Source organism: Pseudomonas sp. GL_091 (genome assembly GCF_057837725.1).
Genome location: NZ_CM174451.1, coordinates 1,537,228 through 1,563,198, shown reverse-complemented (window position 1 = coordinate 1,563,198; position 25,971 = coordinate 1,537,228). Strand labels below are relative to the sequence as shown.

Sequence of the window (25,971 nt, the reverse complement as noted above, 5' to 3'; positions counted from 1 at the left end):
ATGGCGTGAAAGCCCCGCGAGTATCGCCTATCGCTCTGCAATGCACACGAGCAAAACGACGACAGTGCTCTAACTCAATAGTTCACGGCGGCTTTGTATCGTCATGGAGATGACATCACATTGCCACTGCTCTGTCATAAACCATCGCGATACTGGCGCCTGTTTTTAGAGCGCCGGGTTATACCCGGTCACTGTTTTCCGCCACTAAATGGTCGGTTGTGTCCCGGATGGCTCTGTCATCCCCTCTCATCTTCGGAGATTGATATGCGTCTTGCTTCCACGAAAACTGCGGCGGCCTTGTGCGGCGGCCTGTTGCTGGCCATGAGTGTTCCGGCCAGTGCCGCAGTCGACGCCAAACTGCTCGACATGCTCAAGGCTAACGGCTCGATCACCAACGCGCAGTACAGCGAACTGCAAGCCGAGCTGGCCAGGGATCAGAAAGACCAACAGATCGCCCGTCAGGCTCAGCAAGAGACTAACGAGCAAATCGCGGCAACCGCGAAGAAAACCGACGCACTGAGCACCTTCGACCAGAAGCTGGCATGGGCCGCCAAGACCCAGTTCAAGGGTGACGTACGCTTCCGTGAAGAAACCGTGCACAACGATGGCGTGCCAAACAACAAGGACCAGGACCGTCAGCGCATTCGTGCCCGCCTGGGTGCCTACAGCGAAATCAACCCGCAGGTCGACACCGGTATCCGTATCGCCACCGGCAACAACGACGACGCTCGCTCGACCAACCAGGACCTGAACAACTACTTCGACAAGAAGCAGATCTGGCTGGACCAGGGTTACATCGACTACCACCCGGACGCGATCAAGAACCTGCACCTGGTTGGCGGCAAGATGCCGCAACAATGGGTGAGCATGGGCGACATCATCTGGGATAGCGACATCAACCCGGAAGGTCTGGCCGTCACCTACAAGTACCCGCTGAGCGGCAGCACCGAGCTGTTCGGTAGCGCCGGTCACTACACCCTCAAGGACAACGTCGACGGTGAAGGCGTGCAGTTCAAACACGACCTGCGCCTGTACGCTGGTCAGTTGGGTGGTCGCTTCGCCATCACCGACAGCATGAAAATGACCTTGGGCGGCAGTATCTACTCCTACGACAACGACAGCAGCAGTGCCTGCCCTACCTCCGGCACCGTCACCACGCCATGCGCACTGGCCGTCAACGGCAACAGCCCGGGCGAAACCTTCAAACTGTACGAAGGCTTTGGTCAGCTCGACTTCTCCAACCTGCCAGTTCCGCTGTCGATCTACGGTCAGTACGTCAACAACGCCGATGCCAGCAACGACCAGGACACTGGCTGGTTGGCCGGTGTGAAGTCCAAGGTCTACGGCTTCAACCTGGACTACAACTACCGCGACGTGCAGCGTAACGCTGTGGTGGGTGCCTTCACCGACTCCGACTTCGCCAACGGCTTCACCGGTTCGCGCGGCAGCAAGATGAAAGTGAGCTACGATCTGGACAAGAACTTCGCCCTGGGTGCGACCTACTTCATGGCGACTTCGGACCAGACCAACGCCAACATCAAGAAAACCGATTCGGACATCAACACCCTGCAACTGGATGCCGAAGCGAAGTTCTGATTCACCCCGCTACACGACTCGGGCAAGGAAGCCCGGGTTCCTTTTACAGCCTGGCGTTGGTGTGTCGGCCCCCATCATCCTCCGATGCATCAACGCCGGGCTGTTTGTTTTTGCTAACCCTCCCTTGTAGGAGCGAGCTTGCTCGCGATTAACCCGAGCACGCCGCGGGGGGTCAGGTTAATCGCGTTATCGTTGACGACCATCGTCGGAACGCCGCCCGGAGCAAGCTCGCTCCTACAACTTGCGCAGCAACACGCTACCAATCGAATAACCGGCACCGAACGAGCTGAGCACGGCCAGCGAACCGGCGGCCAGATCGTCCTGGTTCTTGTGGAACGCAATCACGGAACCGGCGGAACTGGTGTTGGCGTAGGTGTCGAGAATCACCGGCGCTTCCTGTTCGGTGGCGTCGCGACCCAGCAGTTTCTTGACGATCAGGTGGTTCATGCTGAGGTTGGCCTGGTGCAGCCAGAAGCGCTTCACGTCGCTGACGTTGAGCTGGTTCTCTTGCAGATGCTCACTGATCAGCTCGGCAACCAGCGGGCAGACTTCCTTGAACACCTTGCGGCCTTCCTGCACGAACAGTTTGTCCTTGGCGCCGATGCCCTCTTGCGCCGCGCGGTTGAGGAAGCCGAAGTTGTTGCGGATGTTGTTGGAGAACTTGGTCAGCAGCTTGGTGCTGACGATGTCGAACTGGTACTTGGACGTCGCCAGGTCAGCACGTTCGATGATCACGGCAGTGGCAGCGTCACCGAAGATGAAGTGGCTGTCGCGGTCACGGAAGTTCAGGTGGCCGGTGCAGACTTCCGGGTTGACCATCAGGATCGCCCGGGCCTGGCCCAGTTTCACACTGTTGGCGGCGGTCTGGATGCCGAAGGTCGCCGAAGAGCACGCCACGTTCATGTCGAAACCGAAACCCTGGATGCCCAGCGCTTCCTGGACTTCGATGGCAATGGCCGGGTAGGCACGCTGCAGGTTGGAACAGGCGACGATCACGCCGTCGATGTCCGCTGCAGTCTTGCCGGCGCGCTGCAAGGCTTGTTCGGCCGCGCCGATGGCCATCTGGCAGAGCACCGACCACTCGTCGTTGGAACGCTCCGGCAGGCGCGGCGCCATGCGCTGCGGGTCGAGAATGCCGTCCTTGTCCATGACAAAGCGGCTCTTGATGCCCGAGGCTTTTTCAATGAACGCTGCGCTGGACTCGGTCAATGCTTCGATTTCGCCGCGCGCGATGGCGTCGGCGTTGTCGGCGTTGAATTGCGCGACGTAAGTATTGAAAGACTGCACCAGCTCTTCGTTGGAAATGCTGTTGGCCGGGGTGTACAGGCCGGTGCCGCTGATGACGACGTTATGCATGGTCGTGTCTCTAATAATCTGTTCAGGCAGAAAGCATTGGTACCGACGTACCAATACACAAAGGGTCTATTCCCATCCGGGGGGACGAAAACCTGGCATCGCTTTATTCCGACCTGCCCGAGACCGTGAAGGCTCAAAACCGCGGGGCCGGCGTTTATAGGCGCGAAGTTTGCCATAAACGTGGGCATTTCGCCCCTTTTGCTGGATCAAACTCCCACTGACACACCACCTGACCTGTGGGAGCGGGCTTGCTCCCACAGGGTATTGCACCAGCCTCGGGCCTACGGCTCGACTTGCGACCACTGCTTGTTCAGGCGCTTGTCGGAGATCGGCACCTTGGTTCCCAACTGCTGCGCAAACAGCGAAACCCGGTATTCCTCCAGCCACCAGCGATACAACTCCAGCTGCGGATCGCGCTTGCCTTCCTGGGCGTGTTTGTTGGCACGGGTCTGGTATTGCGTCCACAGGCCGCTCAATTCGCCGCTCCAGACCCGGTCGCGCTGCACTTGGGCACCGATTTTTTCAAAGCGCTGTTCAATCGCCTTGAGGTAACGCGGCAACTCCTTGAGCCACTGCATTGGTGTTTCCCGGACAAACCCCGGATAGACCAGGTGGCTGAGCTGCTGCTTGATGTCGTTCAGGGCCACGGCTTGCGCCAGGTCGATCTTGCCCTTGAAGCGTTTTTGCAGGCCATGCCAAAGCTTGAGGATTTCCAGGGTCAGCTTCGCCACACGCTCGGTGTGTTCGGTCCAGGCGCCGCGCTTGCGCTCCGCCAGAGACGCCAATCCGGCACCATCGCGCGGCAACGGGTCTTCGCCGTCGAGAATGCAGCTGTCGAGACTGGCCAGCAGAATGTCTTCCACCAACGCATCGACGCGCCCCATGTCGCGGTACAGCAGGCCCAGTTCGGTCAGGCCCGGCAACTTGCCACGGAGGAACTTGGCAGGTTCGGCCAGTTGCTGCATCAGCAAGCGTTGCAGGGCACGGCGATGCTGGAACTCGGCCTCGGCCGGGGTCGAGAAACGCCCTTCCTTGACTGTGCCGGCCTCTTCCACCAGCGCCGGATAGACCGTCATCGACAGCCCGGCGATCTTCTGTTGGGTTTTCTCGGCCACGGCGGCGAACACTTTCGGCTCCACCGGCTGCTGGCTCTTCGCGGTTTGCGGCACCGCCAAAGCTGCCTGGCTGGCCTCCGCGAAACGCGCGGTCAGTTCGGCCAGATCGCGACCTTCGCCGAGGAACTTGCCCTGGGCGTCGACGATTTCCAGGTTCATCCGCAGATGGCTTTCGACCTGTTGGGCCGCCTCGGCCCAGGCTTCATCGCTGACCCGCGCACCGGTCATACGCAGCAGTTCGCGCCCCAGGGCCTGGGGCAGCGAGCCCTCGGCAAAGGTCATGCGCTGCAAGGCCGCCTTGACGAAGTCCGGCACTGGCACGAAGTTCTTGCGCAAGGCCTTGGGCAGGTTGCGCACAAGGGCAATGCACTTGGCTTCGATGACGCCCGGCACCAGCCATTCCAGGCGTTCCGGCGGCAACATCGGCAACAGCGGTGCCGGCACGCGCAGGGTCACGCCGTCGCGCGGGTGATTCGGTTCGAAGTGGTAGCTGAGGGCCAATTCCAGATCACCAATGTGCAAGGTGTCCGGGTAATGCTGGGCGGTGACTTCACTGGCTTCGCGGGCCAGCACGTCCTCTTCGCGCATGATCAGCAACTGTGGGTCTTTCTGGCTGTTGATCCGGTACCAGCTGTCGAAGGTCGCGGTCTGGTGGATCTCCGCCGGCAGCCGTGCGTCGTAGAAGGCATACAGGGTTTCTTCGTCGGCGAGGATGTCGCGACGACGGGCCTTGGCTTCCAGTTCGTCGAGTTGTTCCAGCAACTGCGCGTTGGCCGACAAACACTTGGCCTTGGACTGAATCTCGCCGCGCACCAGCGCTTCACGGATGAACAATTCGCGGGACACCACGGGGTCGACCGGGCCGTAATGCACCGGCCGGCGACCGACCACGATCAAGCCGAACAGGGTGATCTGCTCGAACGCCACGACCTGGCCGCGTTTCTTCTCCCAGTGGGGCTCGAAGTGGTTTTTCTTGATCAGGTGCCCGGCCAGCGGCTCGATCCAGTCGGCGTCGATCTTGGCGACCATGCGCGCATAAAGCTTGGTGGTTTCCACCAGTTCAGCAGTCATCAGCCACTGCGGGCGCTTCTTGCCGATGCCCGACGACGGGTGAATCCAGAATCGCCGCTGACGCGCGCCGAGGTAATCGCCCTCTTCGGTTTTCTGGCCGATCTGGCTCAGCAGTCCCACCAGCACCGCTTTGTGCAGTTTCGGATAATCGGCCGGCTCTTTATTGAGGCTCAACTGCATGTCGCGGCAGATCAGGCTCAATTGGCGATGGGAGTCGCGCCACTCGCGCAGGCGCAGGTAATTGAGGAAATTCTTGCGGCACCAATTACGCAGCGGACTGGCAGTCAGCGCCTGGCGCTGCTCCTCGAAACCGCGCCACAGATTGACCAGCCCGGCGAAGTCCGAGTCGGCGTCTTTCCACTGGGCGTGGGCCTGATCCGCCGCTTGCTGGCGTTCCGGCGGACGCTCGCGCGGGTCCTGGATCGACATGGCGCTGGCGACGATCAGCACTTCCTGCAAGCTGCCGAGCTTGGCCGCTTCGAGCAGCATGCGGCCCATGCGCGGGTCCACCGGCAGCCGCGCTAACTGGCGACCAAGCGGGGTCAGCTGACTGTTACGGTCCACCGCCGAGAGTTCCTGCAGCAGGTTGTAACCGTCGCTGATCGCTTTGCCGTCAGGCGGCTCGATGAACGGGAACGCGGTGACCTCGCCAAGGCGCAAATGCAGCATCTGCAAGATTACGGCGGCGAGGTTGGTGCGCAGGATTTCCGGATCGGTAAATTCCGGGCGCCCAAGAAAATCTTCTTCGCTGTAAAGGCGGATGCAGATACCCGGCTCGACCCGCCCGCATCGACCTTTACGCTGGTTGGCGCTGGCTTGGGAAACCGCTTCGATCGGCAGGCGCTGGACCTTGGCGCGATAGCTGTAGCGACTGATGCGCGCCGTACCGCTGTCAATCACGTAGCGAATGCCCGGCACGGTCAGCGAGGTTTCCGCGACGTTGGTCGCCAGTACCACGCGACGGCCCGGGTGCGACTGGAAAATCCGCTGCTGCTCGGCCGGCGACAGCCGCGCGTACAACGGCAGGATTTCGGTGTGCTTGAGCTGGGCCTTGCGCAGCATGTCGGCGGCGTCGCGAATCTCGCGCTCACCGGGCAGGAACACCAGCACGTCACCGGGACTACGACGTTCACTGCGCTCATAGGCGGCGATTTCATCGAGGGTGGCGAGGATTGCCTGATCCACCGTCAGGTCGTCCTCGACGCGGTTGCCCTCTTCGTCCTGTTCCAGGGTCAGCGGGCGATACCAGGTGTCCACCGGGTAGGTGCGGCCGGACACCTCGACAATCGGCGCGTCATCGAAGTGCTTGGAGAAACGCTCCAGGTCGATGGTCGCCGAGGTGATGATGACTTTCAGGTCGGGACGGCGCGGCAACAGGGTTTTCAGGTAGCCGAGCAGGAAGTCGATGTTGAGACTGCGTTCGTGGGCTTCGTCGACGATGATCGTGTCGTAGCGTTCCAGGTAGCGGTCGTTCTGGGTTTCCGCCAGCAGGATGCCGTCGGTCATCAGCTTGATCAGGGTGCTGGAATCGCTCTGATCTTCAAAACGCACCTGATAGCCGACCAGCGCGCCCAGCGGCGTGCCGAGTTCTTCGGCGACCCGGCTGGCGACGCTGCGCGCAGCGATCCGGCGCGGCTGGGTGTGGCCGATCAGGCCATGCTGGCCGCGACCGATTTCCAGGCAGATTTTCGGCAACTGGGTGGTTTTACCCGAGCCGGTCTCACCGGCGATGATCAGCACCTGATGCTTTTCCAGCGCCTTTTTTATTTCGTCGCGCTTGGCGGCAATCGGCAGGCTGTCGTCGTAACGAATCACCGGCAGGCTGGCCTTGCGCGCCAGCACCTGCTCACAGGACGCCTGCATCCGCGTCACCCACTGGCCCAGCCTGGCCTCGTCGGGTTTCTTACGCAGCTCAAGCAACTGCCGCCGCAGCCGGTGGCGGTCGGCGAGCATGGCGTGATCGAGATTTTTCAGCAGTTTGTCGATGGAGGGCGATTCGTCGGTCATCGGGTACGCAATTCAGTCGTCTAGTGGCGCAGGGTGCGGATTGTCGCAGATTTACCTGCCCCTGTGGCGAGGGGGCTTGCCCCCGTTGGGTCGCGGAGCGGCCCCAGAACCATTCACCACGGCGCATCAGATAAATTGCGGCGCTAGGATTACGACTGCTTCGCAGCCGAACGGGGGCAAGCCCCCTCGCCACAGGGCAGTTGCGCTACGACGTTACTCGGTATCCAGCCCTTTACGCCGATACGGAAACACATCAATCACCTTCCCCGCCCGGATCGCTTCCTGCAGGCTTTTCCAGTAATCGGCGTTGTACAACTCGCCATGCAGCTGATCGAACAACTTGCGTTGCCCGAAATCGGCAAACAGGAACGGTGGAAACTCTTCCGGGAACACGTCCAGTGGTCCGATCGAGTACCACGGTTCGGAAGCCATTTCATCTTCGGGTGTACGCGGTAGCGGGATGTGGCGAAAGTTGGCTTCGGTCAGAAAGCAGATCTCGTCATAGTCGTAGAACACCACCCGACCGTGACGGGTCACCCCGAAGTTCTTCAGCAGCATGTCGCCGGGAAAGATATTGGCCGCCGCCAGCTGCTTGATCGCCAGCCCGTAGTCTTCCAGTGCCTCGCGCACCTGCGCCTCGTTAGCGTTTTCCAGGTACAGGTTCAGCGGAGTCATGCGGCGTTCGGTCCAGCAGTGGCGGATCAGCACTGTATCGCCTTCCACCGACACTGTGGACGGTGCGACTTCCAGCAATTCCTCCAGGCACGCCGGATCGAACTTGCTCAGCGGAAAACGGAAGTCGGCGAATTCCTGGGTATCGGCCATGCGCCCGACGCGGTCGACGCTTTTCACCAGGCGGTACTTTTCGATCACCGTGGCGCGGTCGACGTTTTTCGACGGCGAGAAACGGTCCTTGATGATTTTGAACACGGTGTTGAAACCCGGCAGGGTGAACACGCTCATCACCATGCCGCGCACACCGGGGGCCATGATGAACTGGTCGTCGGTGTTGGCCAGGTGATTGATCAGCGCCCGGTAGAACTCCGACTTGCCGTGCTTGTAGAAGCCGATCGAGGTGTACAACTCGGCAATGTGCTTGCCCGGCAGGATACGCCGCAGGAAGCCAATGAACTCCGCCGGCACGGGCACATCCACCATGAAATACGAGCGGGTGAACGAGAAGATGATCGACACGTCCGCCTCATCGGTGATCAGCGCATCGATCTGGATCCCGCGACCTTCCAGGTGCAGTAAGGGAATTGCCAGCGGCCATTGCTCGTCGGCGGTGTAGATGCGCCCCACCAGGTACGCGCCTTTATTGCGGTACAGCACCGAGGAAAACAGCTCGACGCTCAGCTCCGGGTCCTTGCACACCCAGTCCGGCAGGTTCTCGCGCAGTTGCGCTTCGAGGCGCTTCAGATCACCGGACAGGTCGGCGTAATCCTCGCTGAAGCGGTAGTCGGCGAAGATGCTGGCGAGCATCGCCGACAATTGACCTTGCGGCTTGTAGGTGCGGGTTTGCGCGGCCCGGGCACGACGCAGGCTCGGCCGAGTGGTGTGGATGAACATGCAGCCGTCGCTGATCAGGTCATGGCTGAACAGCCCGCAGAAGATCGAGTTGTACCAGGTCTCGGACAGTTCATCGTCGAAGCGCAGGTCGATCAGGCTGATGTAGGCGCTTTTGACCAGCGGCCAGCAGCTGACGTCCAGCGTGTCGGTGTCAAACGCGGTGCGCAGTCGCTCCACCGTTTCACCGACCTTGTCTTCGTACAGATTGATCCGCGCCGCCGACGCCGACTGCGTCTCTTGCCACTTGGCCTGTTCGAAGCGGGCCCGGGCGCCGTCGGTGATCTGGCGAAAATGCTCGCGGTAATCGTCAAAGCCATCGAGGATCAAGCGGGCGATGTCGGCGGCTGGCCATTGCTGCGGCATGGTGAGACCTCTGCGGGAATTCGGGAGGCTTGAGCTTAGCCAGTGAACCGGGTGCAGGAGAAGGGTAATTTTCCAGCCGAATTAAATGCCCGGTTTTCGGTTGCCATCGATCACACACTCAGCAACACTTTCGGCCCTCCCCCAAGGAAGGACCGCGCTGTGAACCCCGTCGATATTTTCCGTTTACTGTCACTGGCGGCCATTTGGGGTGCGAGTTTTCTGTTCATGCGCATCATCGCCCCGGTGATCGGCACGATTCCCACGGCGTTTTTCCGCGTGTCGATTGCCGCGGTTGGGCTGTTGGTGATTCTCGGCCTGATGCGCATCAGTTGGGATTTCAAGGGCAAACTCAAGACCGTGATGCTGCTCGGGGTGATCAATTCGGGCATCCCGGCGACACTCTATTCGGTGGCCGCGCAGGTGCTACCAGCCGGTTACTCGTCGATTTTCAATGCCACGACACCCTTGATGGGTGTGCTGATCGGCGGCCTGTTTTTCCATGAAAGGCTCACTGGCGCCAAGCTCGGCGGCGTGTTCCTGGGGCTGTTCGGCGTGGGCGTGCTGACCCGTGCCGGTCCGGTGGCGTTCGATATGCAATTGCTGATGGGTGCCGTCGCCTGTCTGCTCGCGACCACTTGCTACGGATTTGCGGGGTTTCTGGCCCGTCGCTGGCTCGATCAGGCCGGTGGTCTCGACAGCCGTTTGTCGGCACTGGGCAGTATGCTCGGCGCGACGCTGTTCCTGCTGCCGCTGTTCGGCTACAGCGTGATCAGCCAACCACCCGCGACCTGGGGCGGCTGGAGTGTCTGGCTCTCGTTGCTGGGGTTGGGTCTGGGATGCACAGCGTTTGCGTACATTGTTTACTTCCGGCTCCTGAGCTCGATTGGTCCGGTGAAATCGATGACTACGACCTTTTTGATCCCGCTGTTCGGTGTGTTGTGGGGGGCGCTGTTTCTCGATGAGCCGCTGTCGATGGCGCATATTTATGGCGGGCTGTTGATTGCGCTGGCGTTGTGGCTGGTGTTGAAGCCAGCTGTTGTGAAACCTGGCCTGGTGGCTGACCGGTAGGATTGTTGCGAGGCGGATGACGCCTTCGCGGGCAAGCCCGCTCCCACAGGGTTCGATGTCACGTACAAATTTTGTGTACGACATCAAATACTGTGGGAGCGGGCTTGCCAGCGAAGGCGTCTGATCAGACGCCAAAAATCACAAAGGCCCGGAGCATTGCTCCAGGCCTTATCGGGTTTCCTCGCAATTACGCGGTCTTACGGAACACAAACACCAGACCGACGATGATCAATAGCATGCCGAACAGGCTCAACAGCGCCAGGCGATTGCCGAAGATCAGATAGTCCATCACCGCCGTTACCGCCGGCACCAGGTAAAACAGGCTGGTGACGTTCACCAGATTGCCCCGGGCAATCAAGCGGTACAGCAACAGCGTCGCCAGCACCGATACCACCAGCCCCATCCACAGCACCGGCAAGATGAAACCGCTGCTGTGCTCGAAGTGAAACGGCTGGAAGGGAACGAAAATCCCGCACAACAGCAGTCCGGCCAGATACTGCACCGGCAATGTGCCGAGGGGATTGTCGGTGATGCGTTTCTGCATGATCGAACCGAAGGTCATGCTCGCCAGCGCCAGCAGACCGAAAAGCATCCCGGCCAGCGACATCCCGGCCAGCCCGATGCCCTGATAGACCACCATGACCAACCCGGCCAGCCCCAGGGCCAGACCGAACATCCGGCGCCAGGAACGCTGGCGCTCCATCATCACCACGGTGAGGATCGGCTGCACGCCCATGATGGTCGCCATCACCCCGGGCGTGACTTTAAGGTCCAGGGCCAGCAGATAGAAAATCTGATACGCCCCCAACAACACCACGCCGGTGGTCATCGCATACAGCATCGGTTTGCCGCCCTTGGGCAACTTCAGCTTGAGCAACGGCACCAGCAACACCAGGCCGCATAGGGCGATGACGAAACGAAACATCAGGAAGGCAAAGGGCGACGCGTGAGCCAGCCCCCATTTGGAGAAAATCGCCCCGCTGCTCCACAGCAGAACGAACAGGCTCGTGGACGCCGCCGCGAGCGCGGACTTTTTCGAAAGGACAAACATGAATACCACCTGTAGTCAGGCAAAAAGCCAACTCAGCAAAAAGCTGAAATCCAGTAGTTTTTCAGGCAGGCATGGGGAACAGCAGAAGGCAGCTGATCAGCCCGAAATGCCAACGCCTGGCGGTGATGCGACTGCGCACACCGGCGTGCTACTGACAGGTGGGGGGTAATGACTGATCTGCCCGGGCTGCTGATTCCCGCACGGCACGACGCCAGCGTTGACCGCTGAATCGACTACCGCATTGATGAGGGATGCAGGCATTGGGCTGATCTTTGATTGAGGGATGAAAAGGTGAGTCCTGAAACTCACTGTGCGCTGACTATAACCAGCCCTCGACATGGATTGCAACGACTTGGTCAAAAGGCCAGTAACGACAAGGGAGAGGGTGCTACCTAGGCTTGAGAGCAACTGCAACGCCCAACGACGGGGAATGGAATGCAAGAGATCACATGCCAAGGGAAAGGACTTATCTTCGGTATCAGTTGTACAAGTCTCAGGCCAGAAAGTTTGCTGGTGCCAGCACTGCACAATTGCAGCATGAGCTGGAACGGATCGGCCCTACCGCGTTCGATTTATCGAAGGTGCGCTTTGAACCGATTGAAACACGGGCATTGAATGCTTCTGTGCTTTGGGAGGATCCGCACTTTTCCTGGAATGAAGTCGTTGGGTGGAAAGCACGAGAGCCATTGGCTCTGGATATTGCCATCTGGTTCGACGACGAACTGTGCGGAATGTGCTTTGCAAATCCGAACAACAGTCGGCTGCGGATGCGCATCGTACGGTTAGAGGGACGTCCAAAGGAGGTGCATCCTTTGAGAAACCGTATTGCGACGCTGGCGCTGATTGCCATTGAACAATACGCGCAGCTCATCGGTTGCCGGTTCCTCGAAGTTCAAGAGCCGCAGGTTGGCGCGGTCTCAATTTATCAACAGCTCGGCTTTGACTTCGATATAGAAGGCCGTCTTGTCAAAACCTTGGAGAACCTTGTATCGTGAAAAGTGTTCAGTTAATGACCAGCAGCGGAGGGAAAATGCGCAAAGTCATCAAAAAATCCCCCACAAGGAAAAGCTCGCGTCTTACAGAAAAAAAGACCGCCGCTGTAGAACTGACTGCCAGTCAGCAGCGTCTTCTGCAAATACTTGTAACAGGCATCGACGGCGAAGAACCTAGCCTTCTCGCCGGACGCCCTTAAAACTCGCAAGCAAAAAAAAACCGCTCACAACGAGCGGTTCTTTTATTCTGAAACCAGCTTCAGCCAAACAACCAATACCCCAACAACGTCAGCACCATCACCGCCAGCACCGGGCGCAGTACACGGTAGGCCTTGGGATTACGCCGCTTCCATTGCTTGACCACGCCACTGAATTTATCACTGGAGTTCTTGCTCCAGGCGTAGGCCCGGTTGATCCCACCCACACGCTCGTCGTCCAGGTTCTGAGGGGCGGTGGCGCGACCCAGCCAGGCGCTGATGCTGCGGTTGATGCGGGTCATTAAGCGATTGCTCAGCGGACGTTCGATGTCGCAGAACAGGATGACGCGGGTCTTTTCCGTTTCATTCTTGACCCAGTGCACGTAGGTCTCGTCGAACATTACGTCTTCACCATCGCGCCAGGCGTAAACCTGACCGTCGACAAAGATGCGGCAATCATCGGAATTGGGGGTGGACAGGCCCAAGTGATAACGCAGGGAACCGGCAAATGGATCGCGATGCGGGTTGAGGTGGCTGCCGCCCGGCAGCAGCGCGAACATGGCGCCTTTGACGTTGGGAATGCTGCTGACAAGTTCCACGGTTTTCGGGCACAAGGCTTCGGCGGAAGGCAGCGGCTCGTCATACCACTTGAGATAGAAACGCTTCCAGCCCTTCTTGAAGAACGAGCCAAAACCGGCGTCGTTGTTCTTTGCCGCCGCACGGATATACCCCTCGTCGAACAAGTGCATCGCTTCGTCGCGAATCACCTCCCAGTTGTCCTTGAGCACATCCAGTTCCGGGAACTTGCTGCGATCCAGATACGGTTTCGAAGGCACACCGGAAAACAGGTACATCAAGGCGTTATAGGGTGCGAACAGTGCCGAATGGTTCACGAACTGGCGCAAAACCGGCAAGCGCGCCTTACCACGTAAATGCACATAGAGGGTGCTGCCGAGAAACAGCAGCAACAACGAGGCCTTCGCGGCAAACGATAAGGTCATCAACAACTCCTTTGAAGATAAACGACACTGCGCCAAGTCCATTGCCCGACATGGCTGCCAGCATGATAAACACTACCGACCCGGTGAAAAACCTGCACTTTTTAACATTCAATGTTAATGAATATGCAACAAAATATTTCTTAACATAAGGCGCCTGAACGCTGGCTGATGCAAATCCATCATCAACCAGACCAGATCAATAGATCGCAACCCGCGACAACGCCTCAACCATCACCGCCAGCCACGATCCGCCAATGGTTTAATGCTTACTGCTGATTCTCCTGTTCGGTAAACAGATCACTGAACAGCATGCTAGACAGATAGCGTTCACCGGAGTCCGGCAGGATCACGACGATGGTCTTGCCCTGCATTTCCGGGGTCTCCGCCAGCCGAACGGCCACTGCCATGGCGGCGCCGCAGGAAATCCCGCACAAAATTCCTTCTTCCTGCATCAAGCGCAAGGCCATGGCCTTGGACTCTTCGTCACTGACCAACTCCACCCGATCGACGATCGACAAATCGAGATTCTTCGGTACAAAACCGGCACCGATGCCCTGGATCTTGTGCGGGCTCGGCTTGATTTCTTCACCGGCCAGGGCCTGGGTGATCACCGGCGACACCGCCGGTTCCACTGCTACCGAGAGTATCGGCTTGCCCTGGGTATTCTTGATATACCGTGAAACCCCGGTGATGGTTCCACCGGTTCCGACGCCTGCCACCAGCACGTCGACCGCGCCGTCGGTATCGTTCCAGATTTCCGGGCCGGTGGTTTTTTCGTGGATGGCCGGGTTGGCCGGGTTGTCGAATTGCGCCGGCATGAAGTACTTCGACGGGTCGCCGGCAACGATTTCACCAGCTTTCTCAATGGCGCCTTTCATGCCTTTGGCCGGCTCGGTCAACACCAGCTCGGCACCCAGTGCCTTGAGCACCTTGCGGCGTTCGATACTCATGGACGCCGGCATGGTCAGCATCAGTTTGTAGCCACGGGCGGCGGCCACGAAGGCCAGGCCGATGCCAGTATTGCCGGAGGTGGGTTCAACGATGGTCATGCCCGGCTTGAGTTTGCCGCTGCCCTCGGCATCCCAGATCATATTCGCGCCGATCCGGCACTTGACCGAGTAACCGGGGTTGCGCCCTTCGATCTTGGCCAGGATGGTCACACCACGCGGCGCAATGCGATTGATCTGCACCAGCGGCGTGTTGCCGATGGAGTGGGCGTTGTCAGCGAAAATGCGGCTCATGGCTGGGTCCTTAACGACAGCATTGAAATAGGGCATCAAGGTAAGCCCTCTTGCCCGCAGACGTCCAGTCGGGTCGAACGCCCGCTTATCAGTGCAGGCAATGGCTTTGGATCGTCAGAGATTTGCCACCATGAAACGTCGATACAGTTGGCCCCTGCGGACCCTCATCGGCCTGATTGTGCTGCTGATAACTCCACACATCGCCTTGCCAAGCCGCAAGCCGGTTAACTTTTACGAGTGACGGTGTAGCGGCCTGTTTCTTCGGCCGCCCGTGGAGCGTTCGCTTGCAACTGCAAGTAGTCCCAACCCAGGCAGGCCAATGCCAAAGACCGGGGCACCGTTTCCCGGCCACCGCTGTAACGACTGATGCTGCGGGTACTGACCCCCAGCGCCTCGGCGGCCTGCGTGAGTGACAGCCCGGTACGAGCGCGCCAGTCGATGAAGATCCGGGTATTTTCGTCGGAGGCATTTTGTGCGATCGCATCCAGGAACAACGTGTCTGCACCAATCTGGATGTCCTGCTCGGACCACTCGACGCACCAGCCATCATCACCCAGAGCCGCGCCATCGAAAGCGCGCCCCTGCAATGGTTGCAAGCCTGGAAAGGCCAGCAAATCCCGGCTCACGTCGAGAGTCAGTTGCTGGCCGTCAATAAAGGTCAACGCCAGGCGGTACTCCGGTAGTGCCTGTACGGCCAGCAGTCGTGGTCGTTTCATGGGTAACATCGTTTCCAGTCCTCGAGCAGTTGCGCCTGATGGGCCCTGACCCAATCCAGTGCTTCCCTGATGATCAGGGGCGGAGCCCTGCCTACCATCACCTCGACGGTTTCCAGGCTGAGCATGACGTCCAGGCCGCCACCGGTCAGGTGGACATGAGGCGGCGGATGATCCTTCTCGCGCAATTGAATGCGGTATGTGTCGCGAAATCGATATTTAGTAGACATGCCCGGCAAGCTATCGCCAAAATGGCGATAGCTCAATACTGGCCAGCAGCCGAGACTGAGTCAAGATGTGACGCCCCATTCAGAGACTGAATAAGCCGTCTACGTTCACAGTCGACCGGGCACCGCGTTATAGTCGGGGCTGACTCTTTTATTGCCCCCCGCCCTGCCTCGTACAGGTCGGCGTTACCGTTCGAGGATTAGCAGATGAAGTTCGAAGGCACCCAGGCCTACGTCGCCACCGATGACCTGAAGCTGGCGGTCAACGCCGCCATCACCCTGGAGCGGCCGTTGCTGGTCAAGGGCGAACCGGGCACCGGCAAGACCATGCTCGCCGAGCAACTGGCCGAATCCTTTGGCGCCAAGCTGATCACCTGGCACATCAAGTCCACCACCAAGGCCCATCAAGGCCTGTACGAGTACGACGCGGTCAGCCGCCTGCGCGATTCGCAGCTCGGCACGGAAAAGGTTCACGACGTTCGCAACTACCTGAAAAAGGGCAAGCTCTGGGAAGCCTTCGAGTCCGAAGAGCGGGTGATCCTGCTGATCGACGAAATCGACAAGGCCGACATCGAATTCCCCAACGACCTGTTGCAGGAACTCGACAAGATGGAGTTCTACGTCTACGAGATCGACGAGACCATCAAGGCCAAAAAGCGCCCGATCATCATCATTACCTCCAACAACGAGAAAGAGCTGCCGGACGCTTTCCTGCGCCGCTGCTTCTTCCACTACATCGCCTTTCCGGATCGCGTCACGATGCAGCGGATCGTCGACGTGCATTACCCCGACATCAAGAAAGACCTGGTCAGCGAAGCGCTGGACGTGTTCTTCGACGTGCGCAAGGTACCGGGCTTGAAGAAGAAGCCTTCAACCTCCGAGCTGGTGGACTGGCTGAAGCTGCTGATGGCCGACAACATCGGCGAAGCAGTGCTGCGCGAGCGCGATCCGACCAAGGCCATCCCGCCGCTGGCCGGTGCGCTGGTGAAAAACGAACAGGACGTGCAACTGCTGGAGCGTCTGGCGTTCATGAGCCGTCGCGGTACCCGCTAAGAGGCTGATGCAATGCTGCTCAACCTGTTCAATGAAATGCGCGCAGCCAAGGTGCCGGTCTCGGTACGAGAGCTGCTGGACCTGATCAACGCGCTGAAACAGCGCGTGACCTTCGCCGACATGGACGAGTTCTATTACCTGTCCCGGACGATCCTGGTGAAGGATGAAAAGCATTTCGACAAGTTCGACCGAGCGTTCGGTGCCTACTTCAATGGCCTGGAAAAGCTCGACGATCATCTTCAGGCATTGATCCCCGAAGACTGGCTGCGCAAAGAGTTCGAACGCTCGCTGACCGACGAAGAGCGGGCGGCGATCCAGTCCCTCGGTGGCCTGGACAAGTTGATCGAAGAGTTCAAGAAACGCCTCGAAGAACAGAAGGAACGCCACGCCGGTGGCAACAAGTGGATTGGCACCGGTGGTACCAGCCCGTTCGGTTCCGGCGGTTTCAACCCGGAGGGTATTCGGGTCGGCGACGCCGGCAAGCGCCAGGGCAAGGCGGCCAAGGTCTGGGACCAGCGCGAATACAAGAACCTCGACGATTCGGTCGAACTGGGCACCCGTAATATCAAGGTCGCCCTGCGCCGCCTGCGCAAGTTCGCCCGTCAGGGGGCAGCAGAGGAACTGGACATCGATGGCACCATCGACCACACCGCCAAGGATGCCGGCCTGCTGAACATCCAGATGCGGCCGGAGCGGCGCAACACCGTCAAGCTGTTGCTGCTGTTCGACATCGGCGGCTCGATGGACGCCCATGTGAAGATTTGCGAGGAGCTGTTCTCGGCCTGCAAGACCGAGTTCAAGCATCTGGAGTACTTCTACTTCCACAACTTCATTTATGAATCGGTGTGGAAGAACAACATGCGCCGCACCTCCGAGCGCACATCGACCATGGATCTGCTGCACAAGTACGGCGCCGACTACAAAGTGATCTTCATCGGCGACGCCGCGATGGCGCCGTATGAAATCACCCAGGCGGGCGGCAGCGTCGAGCATTGGAACGAAGAAGCCGGTTACGTGTGGATGCAGCGATTCAAGGAGAAGTACAAGAAGCTCATCTGGATCAACCCGTATCCGAAGGACACCTGGGGCTATACCTCTTCGACCAACATTGTGCGGGATTTAATCGAGGACCAGATGTATCCGCTGACTCTTCGTGGGCTGGAGGAAGGGATGCGGTTTCTATCCAAATAACTTTTTGTCTGGTCTGGCGCCATCGCGAGCAGGCTCGCTCCCACATTGGATCTTTGCTGTACATAAGACCCTGTGGGAGCGAGCCTGCTCGCGAAGCTTTCAGCTGCGCTTGAAGCGCTGCAAATACTCGATTTGTTCGCGATGGGCGACATCCTGCACCACCGGCCGCAACCGCACCCGCGCCCCCGGCAAGCACTGCGCCAATCGCGCCAACGCCAACGGCGTCAACGCTCCCAATCGCGGATAACCACCAATGGTCTGCCGATCATTGAGCAACACAATCGGCTGCCCGTCGGGCGGCACCTGGACCGCACCCAACGGGATACCTTCGGAAATCATCGGTTTGCCCTGGTACTGCAGCGCCGTACCCAACAGGCGAATGCCCATCCGGTCGGCTCGGCTGTCGAGGCTCCACACGCTGTTGAACGCATCGAACAGGCTCTGCCCGCTGAACTCGCCGATCTGCGCACCAAGCACCAGATCCAGCAATGGCTCGCCGGTGAAATCCGGCACGTATTCGTTCGGCAACTCCCGCAGCAATACCAGCGAGTTCCCCGAGTAGCTCAATGACGCGCCTTTACCCAGCGCATGGCCCATTCCGTCCAGGCCACCAAGTTCCTCGCGGACCACCGTCGCGCTGCTGCCCAGCACTTTCGGTGCATCAAACCCACCCGGCGCCGCCAGATAGGCCCGGGCACCGAGCAACGGCCGGGGGAATTGCAGACGCTGGCCTTTGTGCAGCCTGAAACTGCGCCATGGCGCCAGCGCTTCGCCGTCCACCTGCGCACCAAGATCCGCTCCGGCCAAGGCCAGCACGCAATCATCCTCGGCAACGACGGTGAATCCGCCGAGGGTGATTTCGATTACCGGCGCATCCAGCCCGTTGCCCAACAGCCAGTTGGCCCAAGCCATCGAACGCCAATCGGCGGCTCCGCCCTGGGTCACGCCCAGATGCCGTACGCCGAATCGACCGGCATCCTGCAACAGGCACAGCGGCGTACTCGCTTCAATCATCAGACGGCTCATGCTTGGGCCTCCAGTGGCGTATCGTCACCGCCCAGGTTAATGAATTCGGCATGGCCGACCGCTTCGAACCGTACGGTGTCACCGGGTTGCATCAGGCTGTAGCCGTCACGGTGGCGATCGAACAATTTGGCCGGCGTGCGGCCAATCAGGTTCCAGCCCCCCGGCGACACCACCGGGTAGGCCGCCGTCTGCCGTTCGGCGATACCGACACTGCCGGCCGCGACTTTCTTGCGTGGCGTGTTCAGACGCGGCGCGGCGAGCACCTCTTCTACCAGCCCCATGAAGGCGAAGCCCGGTGCAAAACCCAGGGCGAACACCTGATATTCACGCTCGCAGTGACGACGGATCACCTCCTCCACCGCCAATCCGCTGCGCTGCGACAACAGGCTCAGCTCCGGACCGACGCTCAAGTCGTACCACACCGGCAACACATGACAGGTGCCGCGCGTACGCGCATTGGGCGACAGATCGATCAGTGCCTGGGCAATCAACTCCCGGGCCTGGACGGGACTCAGCGCGGTCAAGTCGTAATGCACCATCAAGGTGGTGTAGGACGGCACCAGATCGATCAGATGCCCGGCGAATGCCGTGCGCAGACTTTCACTGGCCGCCAGCATCCACGGCATGTTGGTTTCGGCAATTTCATCGAACAGGCGCACCATCAGGCAATCCAGCGCCACCACTTCCACCCGCAGCTTCATGACGCGCTCTGCCGGTTCAAGGCTTCACGGATGCGTTGCACAGCAGCGACCGAACTGGCGTTGTCGCCGTGCACGCAGAGGGTGTTGGCCTGCAAATGCAGGGCACTGCCGTCACTGGCGGTGAGCGGATCGCCACGGGCGATGGTCAGCGCCTGCTCGATGATTTTTTCCGGGTCGTGATGCACCGCTCCCGGCAATTGTCGCGACACCAGCCTGCCGGCGCTGTCATAAGCACGGTCGGCGAAGGCTTCGAACCACAGCGTCACGCCGTATTCATCGCCCAGTTGTTGGGCGGCACTGTTGTCGCGGGTGGCCATCAACATCAACGGCAGGTTGCGGTCATAGGACGCTACCGCTTGCAGCACGGCGCGCAGTTGCGCCGGGTTGGCCATCATGTCGTTGTACATCGCGCCATGGGGTTTGACGTAGCTGACCCGCCCGCCCTGGGCCCGGCAGATGCCGTCGAGGGCGCCGATCTGGTAATGCAGGATGTCTTGAAGTTCCTGGGTGGCATAGGCCATGGAGCGACGGCCGAACCCCACCAGGTCCTGATAGGCCGGATGCGCACCAACTTGCACACCGTGGCCGAGGGCCAGGCTGACGGTCTTGCGCATGATGCTCGGGTCGCCGGCGTGAAAACCGCAGGCGATGTTGGCGCAATCGATGAAGGGCATGATTTCCGCGTCCAGACCCATGGTCCAGCTGCCGAAACTCTCGCCGATGTCGCAGTTCAATAGCAGGCGGCTCACGCTGAACACTCCTGTAGGCTTTATTCTTTTTAGCTGCGGGACATATCTGTGAGACAGGCCCGCAGGTTATCAGTTACTGGGCGTCGAGTTGCTTGCCACGGGTTTCCGGCAGGCTCAGGGCCGCGAGGATCACCACGCCGTAGGAAACCGCCGCAAAGGCACCGATGCCTACACTCAGCGGCACGGTCTGGCTGAGCAGGCCGATCAGCAGCGGGAACAACGCCGCCAGCGCCCGGCCGATGTTGTAGCAAAAACCCTGGCCCGAACCGCGAATGCGTGTAGGGAACAACTCGGTCAGGAATGCGCCCATGCCACTGAAAATCCCCGAGGCGAAGAAGCCCAGCGGAAAGCCCAGCCACAGCATCACGCCGTTGCTGACCTGTAGTTGGGTGTACAGCAACACAATGGTGAACGAGCCCACGGCGAACAGGATGAAGTTCTTTTTACGTCCGAGGATGTCAGTCAAATAAGCGCTGATGACGTAACCGACGTAGGACCCGATGATCACCATCGCCAGATAACCGCCGGTGCCGAGTACGCTCAAACCGCGCTCGTTTTTCAGAAAAGTCGGCAGCCAGGACGTGATCGCGTAGTAGCCGCCCAGCGCGCCGGTGGTCAGCAACGAAGCGCGAATCGTGGTGAAGAGCATGTCGGGGGCGAAGATCTCGTAGAACTTCGACGGGTTGCTCGGCTCCTGTTTGGCTTTGGCTTCACGATAGATTTCCGGGTCCTTGACCAGACGGCGGACGAATATCACGAAAATCGCCGGCACGATGCCGAGGATGAACAGCGCGCGCCAGGCGTCTTCCGGTGGCAATACCGAGAACAGCAGCGCATACAGAATCGCGGTCAGCCCCCAACCCAGCGCCCAGCCGGATTGCACCATACCCACTGCCTTGCCACGGTCCTGGGCACGAATCACCTCGCCCATCAGCACCGCGCCGGCCGTCCACTCGCCGCCGAAACCGAAGCCCATCAACGTGCGGGCAATCAGCAGTTGCTCGTAGCTCTGGGCAAAGCCGCAGAGGAAGGTGAAGAAGGCAAACCACAGCACGGTCAGTTGCAAGGTGCGCACACGACCAATGCGGTCGGAGAGAATCCCCGCCACCCAGCCACCGATGGCCGAAGCGATCAGCGTGCTGGTGTGAATCAGCCCGGCCTGGCCGGTGGTGATGCCCCACATGGCAATCAGGGTCGGCACCACGAAGCTGAGCATCTGGGTGTCCATGCCGTCCAGGCCATAGCCGATCTTGCAGCTCCAGAAGGTGCGGCGTTCCTGCTGATTGATATTGCGATACCAGTCGAAGGGTCCCGGGCGGGCCGAGGATTTCGGAATGGCGGTGGTGTCGGGCGCACTCATGGCAAATCTCCGCGCTGATTTTATTGGTATTGTTCTGAGCCCCGACGACGCCTATCGTGGGAACCGGATGCGTCGATTTTTGGACGCGCGCCCCTGCTGCGTCCAACTAATAAAAACCCGCCTTAGACATAAGAAATCTTTATCCCATGAACCTGAAGTTTCTCGAGACCTTCGTCTGGGTCGCCCGACTCAAGAGTTTTCGCCTGACCGCCGACAAGCTCTTCACCACCCAGGCTTCGATTTCCAGCCGCATCGCAGTGCTTGAGGGCGAGCTGGGGGTAAAGCTGTTTCTGCGCGATTCGCGCGGCGTGAGCCTGACGCCCGAAGGCCTGAAAGTGCTCGATTACGCCGAGCAGATGATGGACACCATGCAGGCACTCAAGCAGTCGATCGAGACCCGTTCGAGCAAGGCCGGACGGGTGCGCATCGGCGTGATGGACACGGTAATCCACACCTGGCTCAGCCCGTTGGTGGCGCAGATGACCGATCACTACCCGCTGGTGGAAATCGAACTGGTGGCCGATACCTCGCTCAACCTCTGCGATCAGCTGCAAAAAGGCTTTCTCGACGTGATCCTGCAAACCGACCTGCTACGCCAGGAAAGCGTGCGCAGCCTGGAACTGGCCAGCCACCCCATGGGCTGGATTGTCGCCAGCAATTCCCTGTACAACCGTGAGTATTCAGGCGTCGCCGATCTGGCGAAAGAGCGGATCATTACCTACTCGAAAAACTCTCACCCGCATCAGGAAGTGCTGGCGCTGATGCAGGCCAATGGCGTGACGGCGCCACGTCTGAACTGCGTGAACTCGGTGTCGGCGATTACCCGGCTGCTGCGCGACGGCTTTGGCATCGGCGCATTGCCGCCGGTGCTGGTGGCCGAGGAACTGGCGCGCGGTGAATTGACCTTGCTGGACATCGATCAACGACCACCGAACTTGCAGGTGGTGGTGTCGTGGCGGGTGGGCGTTGAGTGGGTCGAGGAGATTGTGGCGTTGTGTCAGCAGGTGTTGGAGGAGTATGCGCGGAAGGTGGGTGAGCGCTACATGGTATTGAGCAAACCCCTGACCAGACTCTGAAAAGGAGTTCTCCATACTACAAGTAGGAATTACTATCATTTGCATTATAATTTGAAAAATGTATTCTCTGCGCGCATTCAGCTAAACCACTGTCCAGAAGGAGTCGGACTCGATGCGCGCTTACACGCAAAAACAGCAGCAATTGCTCTCAAACTGGAGCGAAGCCCTCGGCACTCCGGCCTTCCAGTCCCACCGCATCACCCTCGACCATTTGAGCAATGCCCTGGAGCCCGCCGCCCAGCGCTGCTTCCAACGCTTGATCCAGGCGCTGTTTCGCGAAGGTCTGATTAACCCCGACGCCTGCGAATACGACAACAACAGTCGTTGCTGGCTGCCACTTGGCGACGGTGCGCAGCTTTGCTTCGATCACCTGTCGGGCGGAAGAATGAACAGCTGGGACGTTCGCGGCAGCATCGTCCTGCACACCCCCGACCGCCTGCCCCACAAAATCCAGTTGCCCAGCGAACTGCTCGCTCTCCTCAGCACTCAGCTCAACCCGCCCGCCTCCCCGCAGGTACTGGAACGTCTGGCCCGCGAGCTGGACGATAGCTACAGCAACGACACCCTGTGCCTGGCGTTCCACCATGGATGGACCGAGCGCCTGAGAGAGCAGATCGACACCGAGCACGACGACAATCTGCTTGCCTGGCTCAAAGCCAGCCCCGACCACCAGAACCCGACGTCACTGCTCGAACAGTGGGGCACGCTCGGCCACCCCTGGCATCCGAACTACAAGACCAAACTGGGCTTGAGCGCTGCGCAGGTCATCGCTTTCTCGCCGGAATTCGAAGCGAGTTTTCCGATTGTGTTGTGCGCCCTGCACCGTCAGTACGCACACGTCGAGTCGCTGGCCGGCACAGCCGATTACTGGGACTGGTGGCAGGGCCACTTCCCGCAGGCCGCCGAACAACTGCAGCACCATTTGCAGCAACGGAGCCTGGAGGCAGCGGACTACCTCCCGCTACCGTCGCACCCATGGCAAGCCAATGAAGAACTGCCCAATTTGTTCACCAACGAAATCGCCGACAATCTGCTGATCGTCACCGACATCGTTGCCTTCACTGGCCACCCGACCATGTCTTTCCGCACGGTCGTACCAGAGGCCAGCCGCGTTGCGCCGATGGTCAAACTGCCGGTGGCCTTGCGCCTGACCAGCGTGCAGCGCACCGTGTCACCGCGCTCGGCCCGGATGGGACCGCGCATCAGTCAACTGATACTGCAGATTCTCGATCATGAACCGCAGATTCAGCGCCTGCTGAACATCGTGCCAGAGCGCATCGGCGTGCACTACGCGCCACAACCGGCCAATGACGAACGGTCCCGGCATGCCGCCGTGCTGTACCGCGACAACCCGCTGACCCTGCTGCAAGAAGGCGAACTGGCCGTGCCGGTCGGCAGCCTGTTCGCCGTCAACGAATTCGAACAACCATTGCTGCGTGACTGGGTGCAACTGGCTCAGGGCCGTGACGACAGCGAGGCCATGCTGGCGTTCTTCGATGACTACCTGTCGATTGCCGTCCCGAGCCTGCTGGGTATCTACCTGATGTATGGCGTGGCGTTCGAAGCGCACCAGCAAAACAGCTTCATGGTGATGGGCGCTGACGGGCAGTTGAATCGGCTGCTGCTGCGTGACTTCGGCGACATTCGCATTGATCGCAAAACCCTGCACGCCAAGGGTCTGGATATCCAGCTGCACGATCCGGAAATGACCCTGTACGACGACGCCGGTTTTGTCCGCGACAAGCTCCTGCACACCACGTTCATGTGCCACCTCGGTGAGTTGACGTTGCTCTGCGCCCGCCACTGGAATGTGCCGGAAAATAGCCTTTGGGAGCGTTTGGCTACGCACGTCGAACAGTGCTTCGAGAGCGTGCGCGAGCACGTCGAACCGGCACGCTGGGAAAGCGAACGCCAGGCCCTGCTGGAACAGGATTGGCCGGCCAAATCGTTCATGCGCATGCGCTTGCACGACAGCCACGCCGACATCGTCGGACGCCTGAGTAATCCGCTGCGAACCAACGCCGATGCTCGCTGATGGTCGTGCGTTGCGACTGCTGATCGTCATCCAGTTTGTCTCCATGGGTGCCATGGAAATGAGCGGTCCGTTCTGGCCCTTGCAGATCCAGCATCTGCTTGGGCCAGAGGGTGCTGGCTACACCGCGCTGCTATCGGCGCTGGTGTATGCCGGCCCGATGCTGGCGGCCATGCTGCTGACGCCCGCGTGGGGACGGTTGGGTGATCGCACCGGGCACAAGCCGATGATCGTTCGGGCGTTGCTGGCACTTGCGCTGTGCCAAGGGCTGGCGGCGATTACCCTCGACCCATGGCTGCTGGTGGGCATTCGCGTGATGCAAGGCGCATTGGCCGGATTTCTCGCCGCCGCGCAAGCCTATGCCCTGGCCTGCTGCGACAGTTCCCGGCGCGGTCACACCCTGGCCCGTCTGCAATCGGCAACCGCCGTCGGCTCGTTGATCGGCCCGGTACTGGGTGGCTGGCTGATGGACATCTCGGGGTTTGCCCTGCTCTGTTATGGCGCGTCGGCGATTTGCCTGCTGTGTGCACTGGGGAGCTTTTTCCTGCCGGCCGACAAGACGCGAGCCTCGACGAAGAAACCGGTTGCGCCTGTGGCCCTGCCTAAAGGCTGGCTCAGTGGAATCCTGTTGGTGATCGTGTTGATTCAAGCCGCGAAGATGATGCCGCAACCCTTCTACGCGCTGTACGTCGCCGACATTCTGCACGCACCGGGCTGGCTGATCGGCGCTACTTACGCGGCGAGTGCAGCGACCCTGGCCATCTCCGCCCCGCTGTGGGGGCGTCTGTTCGACCGCTGGCAGCCGGCTTACACCTTGCGTGTCATCGAAGGCGTTGCCTGGCTCTGCGCCCTGACGCTCGCGGCCACGGCACTGGCTAACGAATGGCTGGGTTTTCTCGTCAGCCGGTTGGTCTGGGGCATCTGGCAAGGCGCACTGCTCCCCGTCGCCTATGCGCTGATCGCCAACACCGTGTCTTCAAGCCAACAGGGTTTTGCCCTCGGCCTGGGCAACAGCGCGGCCAAGGCTGGCGCTCTGCTCGGTGCCGTCCTCGGCGGGATCGGCATGGGGCTGGTCGGCCTGGCCCACAGTTTCTGGCTGGTGGCGTTGACCTACGCACTGGCCGCCGTCGGGATCCGTTGGGTGCGCTCATTCACCTCCACGCCTGACCCCGCAATCTTATCTACCCACACTTATCACGACTAAAAAAAAGACCAA

General features: G+C 60.1%; 21 protein-coding genes. 9 read left to right on the top strand and 12 right to left on the bottom strand.

Translation table 11 applies throughout. The features are described 5' to 3' along the window. Nucleotides 1-264: 264 nt before the first annotated feature. Entirely contained in the window at nt 265-1,596 is a 1,332-nt protein-coding gene (locus AC3ITY_RS07125; RefSeq protein ID WP_489308253.1) for a putative porin, read from the top strand. Nucleotides 1,597-1,830: 234 nt separating this feature from the next. Here AC3ITY_RS07125 and AC3ITY_RS07120 read toward each other — a convergent pair whose 3' ends face one another. The 3 genes from AC3ITY_RS07120 to aceK form a co-directional block, all read right to left on the bottom strand. Further along, entirely contained in the window at nt 1,831-2,952 is a 1,122-nt protein-coding gene (locus AC3ITY_RS07120) for a beta-ketoacyl-ACP synthase III (RefSeq protein ID WP_489308252.1), read from the bottom strand. A 281-nt stretch (nt 2,953-3,233) separates the two neighbouring features. Continuing rightward, entirely contained in the window at nt 3,234-7,145 is a 3,912-nt protein-coding gene (hrpA, locus tag AC3ITY_RS07115; protein ID WP_489308251.1) for an ATP-dependent RNA helicase HrpA, read from the bottom strand. Between the two features lie 213 nt (nt 7,146-7,358). Beyond that, the gene (gene aceK, locus AC3ITY_RS07110) at nt 7,359-9,077 is read right to left on the bottom strand and encodes a bifunctional isocitrate dehydrogenase kinase/phosphatase (protein ID WP_489308250.1); all 1,719 of its coding nucleotides are present in this window, start codon (nt 9,075-9,077) and stop codon (nt 7,359-7,361) included. A gap of 159 nt (nt 9,078-9,236) precedes the next feature. On the opposite strand from aceK, the gene AC3ITY_RS07105 reads away from it, so the two are divergent. Next, the gene (locus AC3ITY_RS07105; protein WP_489308249.1) at nt 9,237-10,145 is read left to right on the top strand and encodes a DMT family transporter; all 909 of its coding nucleotides are present in this window, start codon (nt 9,237-9,239) and stop codon (nt 10,143-10,145) included. A gap of 187 nt (nt 10,146-10,332) precedes the next feature. Here the strand turns inward: AC3ITY_RS07105 and AC3ITY_RS07100 are convergent, their stop codons facing one another. Further along, the gene (locus tag AC3ITY_RS07100) at nt 10,333-11,196 is read right to left on the bottom strand and encodes a DMT family transporter (protein ID WP_489308248.1); all 864 of its coding nucleotides are present in this window, start codon (nt 11,194-11,196) and stop codon (nt 10,333-10,335) included. 449 nt (nt 11,197-11,645) lie between these two features. Here AC3ITY_RS07100 and AC3ITY_RS07095 point away from each other — a divergent pair, with 449 nt between their 5' ends. Beyond that, a complete protein-coding gene (locus tag AC3ITY_RS07095) occupies nt 11,646-12,191 on the top strand; it encodes a GNAT family N-acetyltransferase (protein WP_489308247.1) in 546 nt (181 codons plus the stop codon). 35 nt (nt 12,192-12,226) lie between these two features. After that, nucleotides 12,227-12,388, top strand: coding sequence for a hypothetical protein (locus tag AC3ITY_RS07090; protein ID WP_489308246.1), 162 nt, complete (start codon nt 12,227-12,229; stop codon nt 12,386-12,388). 59 nt (nt 12,389-12,447) lie between these two features. On the opposite strand, the gene AC3ITY_RS07085 is transcribed toward AC3ITY_RS07090, so the two are convergent. The 4 genes from AC3ITY_RS07085 to AC3ITY_RS07070 all read right to left on the bottom strand — a co-directional run bounded on the left by AC3ITY_RS07085 (nt 12,448) and on the right by AC3ITY_RS07070 (nt 15,570). Beyond that, the gene (locus AC3ITY_RS07085) at nt 12,448-13,386 is read right to left on the bottom strand and encodes an aspartyl/asparaginyl beta-hydroxylase domain-containing protein (RefSeq protein ID WP_489308245.1); all 939 of its coding nucleotides are present in this window, start codon (nt 13,384-13,386) and stop codon (nt 12,448-12,450) included. 266 nt (nt 13,387-13,652) lie between these two features. Further along, a complete protein-coding gene (gene cysK / locus AC3ITY_RS07080; protein WP_150724362.1) occupies nt 13,653-14,627 on the bottom strand; it encodes a cysteine synthase A in 975 nt (324 codons plus the stop codon). Nucleotides 14,628-14,851: 224 nt separating this feature from the next. Continuing rightward, nucleotides 14,852-15,352, bottom strand: a complete 501-nt coding sequence (locus AC3ITY_RS07075; RefSeq protein ID WP_489308244.1) for a helix-turn-helix domain-containing protein — start codon at nt 15,350-15,352, stop codon at nt 14,852-14,854. Continuing rightward, nucleotides 15,340-15,570 carry a DUF4160 domain-containing protein gene (locus AC3ITY_RS07070; RefSeq protein WP_191624905.1) on the bottom strand — a complete coding sequence of 77 codons (231 nt, stop codon included), beginning with the start codon at nt 15,568-15,570 and terminating at the stop codon, nt 15,340-15,342. Before AC3ITY_RS07070 ends, AC3ITY_RS07075 begins: the two co-directional genes overlap by 13 nt. Before the next feature lie 204 nt (nt 15,571-15,774). Here AC3ITY_RS07070 and AC3ITY_RS07065 point away from each other — a divergent pair, with 204 nt between their 5' ends. Together AC3ITY_RS07065 and AC3ITY_RS07060 are read left to right on the top strand one after the other, a co-directional pair. Beyond that, nucleotides 15,775-16,620 carry an AAA family ATPase gene (locus AC3ITY_RS07065; RefSeq protein WP_007984829.1) on the top strand — a complete coding sequence of 282 codons (846 nt, stop codon included), beginning with the start codon at nt 15,775-15,777 and terminating at the stop codon, nt 16,618-16,620. Nucleotides 16,621-16,632: 12 nt separating this feature from the next. Continuing rightward, complete coding sequence (locus AC3ITY_RS07060; RefSeq protein ID WP_046043874.1) at nt 16,633-17,811, top strand: vWA domain-containing protein; 1,179 nt, start codon at nt 16,633-16,635, stop codon at nt 17,809-17,811. Nucleotides 17,812-17,910: 99 nt separating this feature from the next. Here the strand turns inward: AC3ITY_RS07060 and AC3ITY_RS07055 are convergent, their stop codons facing one another. The 4 genes from AC3ITY_RS07055 to AC3ITY_RS07040 all read right to left on the bottom strand — a co-directional run bounded on the left by AC3ITY_RS07055 (nt 17,911) and on the right by AC3ITY_RS07040 (nt 21,647). Beyond that, nucleotides 17,911-18,837, bottom strand: coding sequence for a 5-oxoprolinase subunit C family protein (locus AC3ITY_RS07055; protein ID WP_489308243.1), 927 nt, complete (start codon nt 18,835-18,837; stop codon nt 17,911-17,913). Next, nucleotides 18,834-19,538 carry a 5-oxoprolinase subunit B family protein gene (locus AC3ITY_RS07050; protein WP_489308242.1) on the bottom strand — a complete coding sequence of 235 codons (705 nt, stop codon included), beginning with the start codon at nt 19,536-19,538 and terminating at the stop codon, nt 18,834-18,836. The genes AC3ITY_RS07055 and AC3ITY_RS07050 overlap by 4 nt, the downstream gene beginning before the upstream one ends. Further along, nucleotides 19,535-20,287, bottom strand: coding sequence for a 5-oxoprolinase subunit PxpA (locus AC3ITY_RS07045; RefSeq protein ID WP_489308241.1), 753 nt, complete (start codon nt 20,285-20,287; stop codon nt 19,535-19,537). Before AC3ITY_RS07045 ends, AC3ITY_RS07050 begins: the two co-directional genes overlap by 4 nt. 73 nt (nt 20,288-20,360) lie before the next feature. Continuing rightward, nucleotides 20,361-21,647, bottom strand: a complete 1,287-nt coding sequence (locus tag AC3ITY_RS07040) for an MFS transporter (RefSeq protein WP_489308240.1) — start codon at nt 21,645-21,647, stop codon at nt 20,361-20,363. A 146-nt stretch (nt 21,648-21,793) separates the two neighbouring features. Between AC3ITY_RS07040 and AC3ITY_RS07035 the strand changes: the two genes are divergently transcribed. The 3 genes from AC3ITY_RS07035 to AC3ITY_RS07025 all read left to right on the top strand — a co-directional run bounded on the left by AC3ITY_RS07035 (nt 21,794) and on the right by AC3ITY_RS07025 (nt 25,959). Continuing rightward, nucleotides 21,794-22,723, top strand: coding sequence for a LysR family transcriptional regulator (locus tag AC3ITY_RS07035; RefSeq protein WP_489308239.1), 930 nt, complete (start codon nt 21,794-21,796; stop codon nt 22,721-22,723). Nucleotides 22,724-22,835: 112 nt separating this feature from the next. Beyond that, nucleotides 22,836-24,758: an IucA/IucC family protein gene (locus AC3ITY_RS07030; protein WP_489308238.1), complete on the top strand. Its 1,923-nt coding sequence runs from the start codon at nt 22,836-22,838 to the stop codon at nt 24,756-24,758. Beyond that, nucleotides 24,748-25,959, top strand: coding sequence for an MFS transporter (locus AC3ITY_RS07025; protein WP_489308237.1), 1,212 nt, complete (start codon nt 24,748-24,750; stop codon nt 25,957-25,959). The genes AC3ITY_RS07030 and AC3ITY_RS07025 overlap by 11 nt, the downstream gene beginning before the upstream one ends. Nucleotides 25,960-25,971: the final 12 nt, after the last annotated feature.

Bases quoted from the DNA above. Each gene is read 5' to 3' on its own strand.
- AC3ITY_RS07125 (WP_489308253.1), top strand. From the start codon at position 265: ATGCGTCTTGCTTCCACGAAAACTGCGGCGGCCTTGTGCGGCGGCCTG.
- AC3ITY_RS07120 (WP_489308252.1), bottom strand. From the start codon at position 2,952: ATGCATAACGTCGTCATCAGCGGCACCGGCCTGTACACCCCGGCCAAC.
- hrpA (WP_489308251.1), bottom strand. From the start codon at position 7,145: ATGACCGACGAATCGCCCTCCATCGACAAACTGCTGAAAAATCTCGAT.
- aceK (WP_489308250.1), bottom strand. From the start codon at position 9,077: ATGCCGCAGCAATGGCCAGCCGCCGACATCGCCCGCTTGATCCTCGAT.
- AC3ITY_RS07100 (WP_489308248.1), bottom strand. From the start codon at position 11,196: ATGTTTGTCCTTTCGAAAAAGTCCGCGCTCGCGGCGGCGTCCACGAGC.
- AC3ITY_RS07095 (WP_489308247.1), top strand. From the start codon at position 11,646: ATGCCAAGGGAAAGGACTTATCTTCGGTATCAGTTGTACAAGTCTCAG.
- AC3ITY_RS07090 (WP_489308246.1), top strand. From the start codon at position 12,227: ATGCGCAAAGTCATCAAAAAATCCCCCACAAGGAAAAGCTCGCGTCTT.
- AC3ITY_RS07085 (WP_489308245.1), bottom strand. From the start codon at position 13,386: ATGACCTTATCGTTTGCCGCGAAGGCCTCGTTGTTGCTGCTGTTTCTC.
- cysK (WP_150724362.1), bottom strand. From the start codon at position 14,627: ATGAGCCGCATTTTCGCTGACAACGCCCACTCCATCGGCAACACGCCG.
- AC3ITY_RS07075 (WP_489308244.1), bottom strand. From the start codon at position 15,352: ATGTTACCCATGAAACGACCACGACTGCTGGCCGTACAGGCACTACCG.
- AC3ITY_RS07070 (WP_191624905.1), bottom strand. From the start codon at position 15,570: ATGTCTACTAAATATCGATTTCGCGACACATACCGCATTCAATTGCGC.
- AC3ITY_RS07065 (WP_007984829.1), top strand. From the start codon at position 15,775: ATGAAGTTCGAAGGCACCCAGGCCTACGTCGCCACCGATGACCTGAAG.
- AC3ITY_RS07060 (WP_046043874.1), top strand. From the start codon at position 16,633: ATGCTGCTCAACCTGTTCAATGAAATGCGCGCAGCCAAGGTGCCGGTC.
- AC3ITY_RS07055 (WP_489308243.1), bottom strand. From the start codon at position 18,837: ATGAGCCGTCTGATGATTGAAGCGAGTACGCCGCTGTGCCTGTTGCAG.
- AC3ITY_RS07050 (WP_489308242.1), bottom strand. From the start codon at position 19,538: ATGAAGCTGCGGGTGGAAGTGGTGGCGCTGGATTGCCTGATGGTGCGC.
- AC3ITY_RS07040 (WP_489308240.1), bottom strand. From the start codon at position 21,647: ATGAGTGCGCCCGACACCACCGCCATTCCGAAATCCTCGGCCCGCCCG.
- AC3ITY_RS07035 (WP_489308239.1), top strand. From the start codon at position 21,794: ATGAACCTGAAGTTTCTCGAGACCTTCGTCTGGGTCGCCCGACTCAAG.
- AC3ITY_RS07030 (WP_489308238.1), top strand. From the start codon at position 22,836: ATGCGCGCTTACACGCAAAAACAGCAGCAATTGCTCTCAAACTGGAGC.
- AC3ITY_RS07025 (WP_489308237.1), top strand. From the start codon at position 24,748: ATGCTCGCTGATGGTCGTGCGTTGCGACTGCTGATCGTCATCCAGTTT.